Below are 8,800 nucleotides of genomic sequence, written 5' to 3' on the forward strand. Positions count from 1 at the left end.
GGATCCCGACAGCTTTGACATACTCCCCACAGCCGTACAGTTTTTTCTGACTTCACGGAAGTTCTGTAGCCAATCCGGATCTTCACGACACAAGAGATAGATCTACGTTGGCTTATTAGATAACGCTGGAAAAAGCTGTAGCTTGCTAGGGCTTACGATCCACCACAGGCAAACCGTCCAGCAATAGACAGGGTAATCACGGTGCTTTTTGTAAAGTTGCCGATCAGGAACGTGGGCTAAACGAAGTTTTTTGCTGAGCTCTATTTGGGTGAACCTCAATACCTGTGACCGCGAAATCGCAGTAAAGACCTTGCCCATTCTCGCCACACAGGTAGTGGAAAATTGCGCGAGGATTGCTAAACTTGGGTTCGGAGTGGTGTGAAAAAGCTGTAACCATGCCCAAAAGCAGTTCTAGTCCTATTCGGGAAAAACAAAACCCAGAGGGAGTGCGTATCAAAACCAAGATTATGTCTTGGCCCAGGAAACTGTTGGCGTGGGGCCATATAGCCTACTGGGAGGCGTCCGGGTTGATGTTGCTCGGGATCCTGCTGATCGTTTACCGCTGGCGGGGTACCCTGCTGATGTTGATCAATCCCGGCTACGTGAATGTGGCTTTGTTGGCCGGGCTATGCCTGCTGGGCTTGGGGATTGGCCGTTGGCAAGGAGCGAAAGTCGCCTCTTCTGAAGCCCACGCCTCGCTGTTGGGACCGCAGCTGGGCGCAGGACTGCTGATCCTGACGGCACTGCTGGGGTTTTGGGTCGAGCCGCGACCGCTCTCCAGCCAAACTGCCCTCAACCGAGGGGTATCTCCCTACCTGGGGGTATCTCGTAGCCAGCCGCAGGCTTTTCGTCCCAAGCTCGACCCGCGTCAGCGCACTCTGCTGGATTGGGTACGCACCTTGGATGTCTACGCGGATCCCTACACCTACACAGGGCAGCCGGTGCGGGTACAGGGGTTCGTCGTTCCCGACCCGCGGCCCGACCACTTTGTTATCGCTCGCTTTTTGGTCAGTTGCTGTGCTGCCGATGCCTACCCTGTGGGCTTGCCGGTGCGCTGGCCAGAGGCAGAACAGTTAACTGCCGATAGTTGGCTGCGTCTGGAGGGACGCATGGCCGTAGAGCGGCGGGATGGCCAATCTCAGTTGGTGATCGTCGCCGAGCAGGTGGAGCCAATACCGGTGCCGGCCAATCCCTACGCCGACGAGTAGGCTAGATATCGGTTTCGCTTAGTTTGCTGCTCATGTAATCGAAAGGCTCGGCCACAAAGCTGTAGTCTTCGCCGGAGCCGAGCAGCTCCAGGGTGCGGGTTTTCATGTTTTGGATCCCAATCACCGTCGGGGCGATGGGCACGCCGAGGGAGTTGTAAGTTTCCCGCAAGCCGGCCAAGACTCGCTCATCCAAGACGCTGTTGTCGGCAGCCACCAGCGCATAAGAAGCGTAGCGCAGGAAGTAGTCCATATCCCGCAAACAGGTGGCGTAGCGGCGGGTGGTGTAGGCGTTGCCGCCCGGACGGATCAGATCCGGCACCTGGGCAAACATAGCTGCGGCAGCCGTCTTGACAATGTCCACCGAGTTGAGATTAATCACCTGCACTGCCTTGATGCGCCGCAGCCCTGAATCGTAAAAAGCTTTGAGCGCATCCATCGCATTCCGGTCCAAGTAGCGGCCCGCCAGGTCGTAGGTTTTGATCAGTGTGGTTACGGCATCCCGCATATTCTCAACTCCGTTCCTGTAACTCTATGTAAAAGTAGCTTGAGATGCAAAAGTGAGAAAAGATTGAGAAGAGATTTTGTCGGCAACGTCCAAAGGCCACCCTTGGAAAATCGAGCCGGAGCCCAACAACGGCAGCGCTCCGAGCTCCCCACTTGCCCCCAGAAGTTTAGCATGCAGGGGGTTCTTTCCCGCCGAGACAATGGCCAATGTTGTTACGAAAATGTAATGTTTCTGCAACTAGGGATCCGGCGGCAACACCCGCAGCGGCCTGAGCTGACCTGCTTGGCTGTGCCCCAAGCCCAAAAATTCCCCCTCTCTGCTCATGACCCGCAAGGTCTCAGCACCGGCCTGAGCAGGATCCAGGGGAATGGCCTGACCTTGCCGCCAGCGCTGGGCCTCAGCCGGAGATAGGGATACTGAGTCCCAATCGCGAAATCCCCACTCAATCGGCAGCAGGGCAGCGGCGGGATCGGCGGATCCCTGCCATTGCTCCAGGGGCAGGCTCTCCTGGACGCGAAAGGGGCCACTTTGCAGCCGTCGCAGGCGGCTCATCAAGCCTCCGCAACCCAATTTCTCCCCCACGTCGCGGGCGAGGGCGCGGATGTAGGTGCCGGGGCCACAGGCAATCTCCAGATCCACTTCCGGGAAGTTGCCGGGGCGCCAGCCCAGGATCCGCAGGTGCCGAATCACTACTCTCCGCGGCTCCAGCCCCAGTTCTGAGACCTCTACCCCGGCCCGCGCCAGCTCGTAGAGCTTTTTCCCCTGCCGCTTGATGGCGCTGTAAAGAGGCGGCACCTGCTCAATCTCGCCGACAAACTCCCGCAAACAGGCCGCCACCTGCTCGCAGCTCAGCTCCGGACAAGGGGATCCCACCTGGATCTGCCCCTCGGCATCGTCGGTGTCGCTGCGCTGCCCGAAGCGGAAGGTGGCCCGATAGACCTTATCCCCCGGCAGAAAGGCCAAAAAGCGCGTCGCCCGCCCCACGGCAATGGGCAAAACCCCCGTCGCCGCCGGATCCAAAGTGCCGCCATGCCCCACCCTGCGGGTGCGCAAGACCCGCCGCACCACCGCCACACAGTCGTGGGAGGTAAGCCCTGCTGGTTTATCCAGGTTGAGAAAGCCCTCCAGGGATCCCATGCCAGGCATCAACTTGCATCAACCAATAATTAAGATTTGTAACCGAACTGCCGCAGCGCTTAACATGGGGTTAACTTCCGTCTGCGAGTTTGAAGCACCCATGGCTCAGTCTTACCTGCTTTCTCAGCCTATCTGGCAACGCCTGTTGATGATTGCCCCCTTTTTCCTGTGGGGTTCGGCGATGGTGGCGATGCGGGATGCCCTCTCTGAGACCACCCCTCTCTTTATCGCCATTCTGCGGCTCTTGCCGGCTGGGATCCTGGTTTTGGCCTTTCGGCTTTGGCAGGGACGGGCCGCCGGGGTGTCTCAACCCTGGCATCCGCAGGGGCGGCGGGGGTGGCTGTGGGTCTTGGCCTTTGCCCTGGTGGACGGCACCTGTTTTCAGGGATTTTTGGCGCAAGGGTTGAGAGAGACCGGCGCCGGGCTGGGATCCGTGCTGATCGACTCGCAGCCGCTGGCGGTGGCTCTGATGGCCACCTGGTTTTACCGCGAGCGGATGGGAGCGCTGGGCTGGCTGAGCTTGGGGATAGGGGTGGTCGGCATCGGCCTGATCGGCTTATCTGGCGGGGGATCCCTGCAGTTGGGGGCTGGCGTCGTCTGGATGTTGCTGGCATCCCTGTCGATGGCCATCGGCACCGTGATGATGCCCAAGGTGGCGGAGGTGGCGGATCCGGTGTTGGCGACGGGCTGGCACATGGTGTTGGGCAGCCTGCCCTTGATCCTGCTCTCGGCGCTAACAGAAAGCGAGCAATGGCAGCACCTGAGCGGTGCCCACTGGCTGGGCCTGCTCTACGCTTCGGTGATGGGAAGCGCTGTGGCCTATGCCCTCTTCTTCTATTTCGCCTCCCAGGAGAACCTCACCGAATTCAGCTCCCTGACCTTTCTCACCCCCATCTTCGCCCTGCTGTTCGGCAGCACCTTCTTGGGGGAATCGCTGACGCCGCTGCAGTGGTTGGGAGTGGGTATCACCCTGGTCTGCGTGTATTTGATCAACCACCGGCAAGAATGGCAGGAGCGCCTGCGCTTGGCCTGGCCAGGGATCCTCTCGGAGCTGGGCCTGGAGTTCAGCACCGTCGAGATCCGCGATGGCAACCGCGACTAGCAGGGATCCCTTAGGGGGGTAGGAACCCCATTGCCTCTCGCACCCTTTGCAGCGTTGGCTCGGCAACAGCGCGAGCCTTGGCAGCATTTTCCCGGATCAGCGCCAGCAGATAGTCGGGGTTGTTGCAGAGATCCCGGTAGCGCTGCTGAATGGGCTCTAGGGCAGCGATGATGCTGTCTGCGAGGAGAGGCTTGAACTGTCCCCACCCCATCTCGGCACACTCAGCTGCCACCGCCTCCTTGCTTTTTCCAGAGGTGAGCATGTAGATCGTCAGCAAATTGTGGGCTTCAGGACGAGCCGGATCGTCAAAGACAATGCCCCGAATGGGGTCGGTCTTGCATTTTTGGATCTTCTTGCGGATGGTATCCGGGTCATCCAAGAGATGAATGCGGCTGAGATCCGAGGGATCCGACTTGGACATCTTGCGCGTGCCATCGGTCAAGCTCATGATCCGCGCCCCCTGTGGGCGAATCAGGGCCTCTGGGATCACAAACACCTCGCCAAAGCGGTCGTTAAAGCGGCGGGCAATATCCCGACACAGCTCAATATGCTGCCGCTGATCCTCCCCCACCGGCACATACTTGGGCTGGTAGAGCAAAATATCCGCCGCCTGCAAAATCGGGTAGCTGAACAGGCCAACGCTGGTCTCCTCTCCCTGTTTTTCTTTTTTCTCCTTGTATTGGATCATGCGCTCCGCCCAGTTCATGGGGGTGATGGTGTTGAACAGCCAGGCCAGCTCCGTATGGGCAGGCACGTGGGACTGCACGAACAGCACACAATGCTCCAGGCTGAGGCCACAGGCCAAATAAAGGGCAAACAGCGAGCGGGTGCGCTCCCTCAACAGCTTGGGATCCTGAGGGACGGTGATGGCATGTTGATCCACAATGCAAAAAAAGTTCTCGTAGTGCTCCTGCTCGGCCACCCAATTTTTAATCGCCCCCAAGTAATTGCCCAGGTGCAACTCGCCAGAGGGCTGAATGCCAGAGAGGGTGCGCGGCTTAGCCATAGGAAAAGCAGATCTCAAATGCCAACAAGACAAGAGCAAGGAAAGTCTTTATCAGGATACCAAGAGAGGCGCAACCCGTTGGTTCATGATGGATAGAAGACGCCCAGCCCAACACCATGTCAGACTCGGAACCCGAACTGTTGCGTGCCGCCAACCACTATGTGCTGCTGATCCCGGGCTTGCCGGAGCAATTTCTCAGCCCTGAGGAATTGCAGGAGTTCCTCGTGCGGCTGTTGCAAGAGCACCCCCACCTGGTGGATGCAGATCTGGCCCGCTACCCCACCCCCCAAGCGCAGGCGCAGCGGCTGATCGACACCGCCTGTGAAGTCGAGGTTTCCCCCGGCGAAACCCTGCAGTGGCATCCTGTGCGCCTGAGCAAGCGCCCCTCGATACCGCCTTGACAGACCAGGGGCTCGTTTGTGAAACCAACGGGGCTGTGTTTCGGATCCCGCCTTGGACGTGATACAACGCAAGAGAGAAATCTTTAGTCCCAAGTTCTAAAAGGGGTCAGCCATGCCGCGCAGCATGAAGAACGACAACTTCATCGACAAAACCTTTACCGTCATGGCCGATCTGATCCTGAAACTGCTGCCGGGGGTGAGTTCTGAGCAAAAGAAAGCTTTTGCCTACTACCGGGATGGCATGGCCGCTCAGAGCGAAGGGGAATACGCCGAGGCTCTGGAAAACTACCGAGAAGCCCTCACCCTGGAGCAAGGCGAAGAGGATCGTAGCTACATCCTCTACAACATGGGCCTGATCTACCAAAGCAACGGCGAACTGGACAAGGCCCTGGAGTACTACCACCAAGCTCTGGAGTTGAACCCACGACTTTGTTCTGCCCTGAACAACATCGCTGTGTTGCTGCATCATAAAGGCGAGCAGAGCCTGCAGGCCGGAGATGAAGAAACGGCAGAGGCCCTGTTTGACGAGGCCGCTCAATACTGGATCCGCGCCATTCGCATTGCCCCCAACAACTACATCGAGGCCCAAAACTGGCTGAAAACCACCGGGCGCGCCAACCTCGAGTTGTATTGAGTCTGCCTGCCAAAGGACTCTGTACCACCAACGCGAACGGTTGCTCTCAGCTACCTTAAGCTAAGTTAATGATCTGCGCGCCGGAGGGAAGGATGCTGAAACGGGAAGGGGTACAACATGTCGCTCACTTGGCTCGTCTGGAGCTAACCGAGGAGGAAGAGATCCAGTTCACCGAGCAACTGGCAGACATCTTGGCCTACGTGGAACAACTGAAAGAGCTGAATACGGAAGGGGTGGAGCCCACCTTCCATGCCCTGGACATGGAGCTGCCCACCCGCCCCGATGAAGTCGAGCCCTATCCGGATGTCGAAGGGATCCTGGCCAACGCTCCCGACCGGGCGGATGTGTTCTTCAAAGTGCCCCGCATTCTGGACGCAGAAGACTGACGTCGCCAGATTACCTTAGGCTGGCCCAAGGGAGTAGGGGCGTGGTAGGGGCCGCCGGACAGCATTGTGGGTTACTCAATAAAGCAACGGAGAGGGTGGGATTCGAACCCACGGTGGCGTGAACCACGGCAGTTTTCAAGACTGCTTCCTTAAACCGCTCGGACACCTCTCCAATTCTCTGGGATCCCCAAACCCTATTTATGCTACGCAATTGGCTTCAGGTTGTGCAATTGTACTCCGCACCGAGTAGCGCGATGGGCGGGAAAGCAGGCCATGGCATGGTTTAGCATAGCAACGCTCGCCTTGGCCCAGGCCGCCCCAGCAGGGATCCCTCAGCCTGCAACTGCTGCTATGCTACGGGACAAGTAGGCGGATCCCTTGTCGCTATGGCCTCGCGTCGTTCCAAGTTGGTTTTGGATCCCGGATCAGAGGTGGAGGGGGGGCGTCTCTTAGCCCTGAAAAACCAGATTGAGGCAATCCTCTACCTGAAGGGGCAGCCGTTGGCCCTATCGGCGCTGGCTCAGTTGGCCCGCTGCAGCCGCGATGAGGCCTATGATGCGCTGCTGGAGTTGATGGAAGACTATGCTCACCGCGACTCTGCCCTGGAAGTATTGCAGGTGGGGGAGGGGTTTGCCCTGCAGTTGCGAGAGCCGTTTTTGGAGCTGGCCAACCAGCTCTTGCCCCCCGAAATCGGGGTGGGCGCTGCCCGTACCTTGGCGACCATCATCCTGCGGGGGCCCCTCTCCCAAGCCGAGTTGGTAGAGTTGCGCGGTCAGGGCGCCTATCAGCATGTGGCAGAGCTGGTGGAGAAAGGCTTTATAACCCGCTACCGCAAAGAAGGCAGCCGCTCCCCCTGGTTGCGGGTGACGGATAAGTTTCATCGTTACTTTACGGTAGACAAGCTGGCCAATCCCTTCCCCGAAGAATAAACTTCCCGCAACGCGGCCAGCGATTCATTCGTTCCCTTTTGCCAGCCCTGCCCGAACGGCATCCAAAAACTGACGGGCGGTGCGACCGGAAAAGCCGTTTTGCTGCTGCGCCCAGATCAGGGCCCGGCGACGCAGGGCCGCCAAAGATTGAGCGAAACCCAGCCGCTGCGCCAAGTGTTCTACAGTTGCCAAGTAATCGTCTTGAGTGAACGGAGGGAAGGTGAGGGTGAGGCCAAAGCGATCCTGCAGCGACAGCTTTTCCTGCACCGTATCCCAGGCGTGGACTTCTTGATCTTGGGGGTTGGGGCGGTCGGCGAAAAACTCGCGGACCAAATGGCGGCGGTTGCTGGTGGCATAGAGGCGGACGTTGGGCGGCGGCGCGACGAGATCCCCCTCCAGGAGCACCTTGAGCTGCTTGAACTCGGTTTCGTCGGCCTCGAAGGAGAGATCGTCCACAAACAGCACAAAGGGCAGCCCCTGTTTCCTCAGCTCCGCCAAGATCTCCGACAATTGCATCAAGTCAGTTCGTCTTAGCTCCAGAAGGCGCAGCCCCTGAGGGCCGTAGCGGCGCAACAAGGCCTTCACCAACGAAGACTTGCCGGTGCCCCGCGCCCCGTAGAGCAAGACATGCAAAGCCAGATCCCCCCGCAGCAGCGCTTCGGTGTTGGCGGCCAACTGCTGCTTCTGCCGTTCGTAGCCGTAAATCTCATCCCAATCGGGCAGGTCGGGAGCCGGGATCCCTTCTAGCCCTGCCGGCCCCCAGCGAAACGCCCAATAGCGAGCACAGATTCCTACCCCTCTTTGGCGGTAGTGGGCGATCAACGCCTCCAGGCTCAGGCCCCAATCGGCAAAAGAGCGCGGATCCCAGCCGGCGCAGTCACTGTCCCCATCCGGCCAAGGGATCCCCAGGCCCAGCGCCTGCATCTGCTCTTCGATGAGCTCCTGGCTCTCGGCCAGGATCTGTAAGCAGCGGAGATCGTGCCGTGCTGCTTGCAAAAGGGGTGTCGGGATCTCCCCACCTCGCAGCGCCGCGCGGGCAAAGGGGTTGTCCGCCCAGCGGATCTCCTGGATCAGCCACTCCCGCCAGCTCAGGTTTTGCTGGGCCAAAAGCTCAAACCAGCGCCCGTAGGCCGCCCAGCAAGGCAAGGGCTCCCCGGCCATCAACTGCTGGATCAGCTCCTGCCAGCCCAGGGCTAGGGGATGGGCGCAGATTTCTCGAAACAGCAACAGCTTGGCCGCCGCTTCCGCCGCTTCTTCGAGGGGAGTCATCGCTGTGGTTGAGATTGGGCATAGTCGCTATGTTGCCGCGATAACGGCAGTGCAGTAAAGCCTTGCAAGACAAGGTTGGTTTTCTGGCTCATCCCCATCGTTGGCGTAGTGTGCCGGCGGCAGGGAGAATCGCCAGACGGGGGGAGTCTCTATGCTCATCTTGGTCAAATGGGGGGTCGCCCACCCACAAGGGTGTCTGCTCTGCTTCCCCTGGCTATAGAGG

10 protein-coding genes and 1 tRNA gene are annotated in these 8,800 nt (G+C 59.3%); 6 read left to right on the plus strand and 5 right to left on the minus strand.

Translation table 11 applies throughout. From position 1 onward, the window contains the following. Positions 1–530 precede the first annotated feature (530 nt). A complete protein-coding gene (locus NW853_RS04520) occupies positions 531–1,208 on the plus strand; it encodes a TIGR03943 family putative permease subunit (RefSeq protein WP_414348011.1) in 678 nt (225 codons plus the stop codon). Position 1,209: 1 nt separating this feature from the next. On the opposite strand, the gene apcB is transcribed toward NW853_RS04520, so the two are convergent. Both apcB and truB read right to left on the minus strand, forming a co-directional pair. Beyond that, on the minus strand, positions 1,210–1,713 hold the full coding sequence (apcB, locus tag NW853_RS04525) for an allophycocyanin subunit beta (RefSeq protein ID WP_414332752.1): 504 nt from the start codon (positions 1,711–1,713) through the stop codon (positions 1,210–1,212). Positions 1,714–1,950: 237 nt separating this feature from the next. After that, on the minus strand, positions 1,951–2,850 hold the full coding sequence (truB, locus tag NW853_RS04530) for a tRNA pseudouridine(55) synthase TruB (protein ID WP_414332801.1): 900 nt from the start codon (positions 2,848–2,850) through the stop codon (positions 1,951–1,953). Positions 2,851–2,950: 100 nt separating this feature from the next. On the opposite strand from truB, the gene NW853_RS04535 reads away from it, so the two are divergent. Next, a complete protein-coding gene (locus NW853_RS04535; protein ID WP_414348013.1) occupies positions 2,951–3,952 on the plus strand; it encodes a DMT family transporter in 1,002 nt (333 codons plus the stop codon). Positions 3,953–3,962: 10 nt separating this feature from the next. Here NW853_RS04535 and trpS read toward each other — a convergent pair whose 3' ends face one another. After that, complete coding sequence (trpS, locus tag NW853_RS04540; protein WP_414332748.1) at positions 3,963–4,958, minus strand: tryptophan--tRNA ligase; 996 nt, start codon at positions 4,956–4,958, stop codon at positions 3,963–3,965. A gap of 116 nt (positions 4,959–5,074) precedes the next feature. Between trpS and NW853_RS04545 the strand changes: the two genes are divergently transcribed. From NW853_RS04545 to gatC, 3 genes are all read left to right on the plus strand, one after another. After that, complete coding sequence (locus tag NW853_RS04545) at positions 5,075–5,359, plus strand: chlororespiratory reduction protein 7 (protein ID WP_414332746.1); 285 nt, start codon at positions 5,075–5,077, stop codon at positions 5,357–5,359. Positions 5,360–5,471: 112 nt separating this feature from the next. Then, positions 5,472–5,993 (plus strand): photosystem I assembly protein Ycf3, encoded by a 522-nt coding sequence (locus NW853_RS04550; protein WP_414332744.1) that lies wholly within the window; start codon positions 5,472–5,474, stop codon positions 5,991–5,993. 92 nt (positions 5,994–6,085) lie between these two features. After that, positions 6,086–6,379 carry an Asp-tRNA(Asn)/Glu-tRNA(Gln) amidotransferase subunit GatC gene (gene gatC / locus NW853_RS04555; RefSeq protein WP_414332742.1) on the plus strand — a complete coding sequence of 98 codons (294 nt, stop codon included), beginning with the start codon at positions 6,086–6,088 and terminating at the stop codon, positions 6,377–6,379. A gap of 87 nt (positions 6,380–6,466) precedes the next feature. On the opposite strand, the gene NW853_RS04560 is transcribed toward gatC, so the two are convergent. Beyond that, positions 6,467–6,551 (minus strand) — tRNA-Ser (locus NW853_RS04560). A 214-nt stretch (positions 6,552–6,765) separates the two neighbouring features. Between NW853_RS04560 and scpB the strand changes: the two genes are divergently transcribed. Beyond that, entirely contained in the window at positions 6,766–7,308 is a 543-nt protein-coding gene (gene scpB, locus NW853_RS04565) for an SMC-Scp complex subunit ScpB (RefSeq protein ID WP_414332740.1), read from the plus strand. Positions 7,309–7,332: 24 nt separating this feature from the next. Here scpB and NW853_RS04570 read toward each other — a convergent pair whose 3' ends face one another. Continuing rightward, positions 7,333–8,577: an ATP-binding protein gene (locus tag NW853_RS04570; protein ID WP_414348016.1), complete on the minus strand. Its 1,245-nt coding sequence runs from the start codon at positions 8,575–8,577 to the stop codon at positions 7,333–7,335. Between the last annotated feature and the right edge of the window lie 223 nt (positions 8,578–8,800).

It is taken from the genome of Synechococcus sp. H55.11 (genome assembly GCF_047462475.1).
Lineage (GTDB): Bacteria > Cyanobacteriota > Cyanobacteriia > Thermostichales > Thermostichaceae > Thermostichus.

Coding starts and splice junctions, on each gene's coding strand:
- NW853_RS04550 (WP_414332744.1), top strand. CDS start 5,472: ATGCCGCGCAGCATGAAGAACGACAACTTCATCGACAAAACCTTTACC.
- apcB (WP_414332752.1), bottom strand. CDS start 1,713: ATGCGGGATGCCGTAACCACACTGATCAAAACCTACGACCTGGCGGGC.
- gatC (WP_414332742.1), top strand. CDS start 6,086: ATGCTGAAACGGGAAGGGGTACAACATGTCGCTCACTTGGCTCGTCTG.
- truB (WP_414332801.1), bottom strand. CDS start 2,850: ATGGGATCCCTGGAGGGCTTTCTCAACCTGGATAAACCAGCAGGGCTT.
- NW853_RS04535 (WP_414348013.1), top strand. CDS start 2,951: ATGGCTCAGTCTTACCTGCTTTCTCAGCCTATCTGGCAACGCCTGTTG.
- NW853_RS04545 (WP_414332746.1), top strand. CDS start 5,075: ATGTCAGACTCGGAACCCGAACTGTTGCGTGCCGCCAACCACTATGTG.
- NW853_RS04520 (WP_414348011.1), top strand. CDS start 531: ATGTTGCTCGGGATCCTGCTGATCGTTTACCGCTGGCGGGGTACCCTG.
- NW853_RS04570 (WP_414348016.1), bottom strand. CDS start 8,577: ATGACTCCCCTCGAAGAAGCGGCGGAAGCGGCGGCCAAGCTGTTGCTG.
- scpB (WP_414332740.1), top strand. CDS start 6,766: ATGGCCTCGCGTCGTTCCAAGTTGGTTTTGGATCCCGGATCAGAGGTG.
- trpS (WP_414332748.1), bottom strand. CDS start 4,958: ATGGCTAAGCCGCGCACCCTCTCTGGCATTCAGCCCTCTGGCGAGTTG.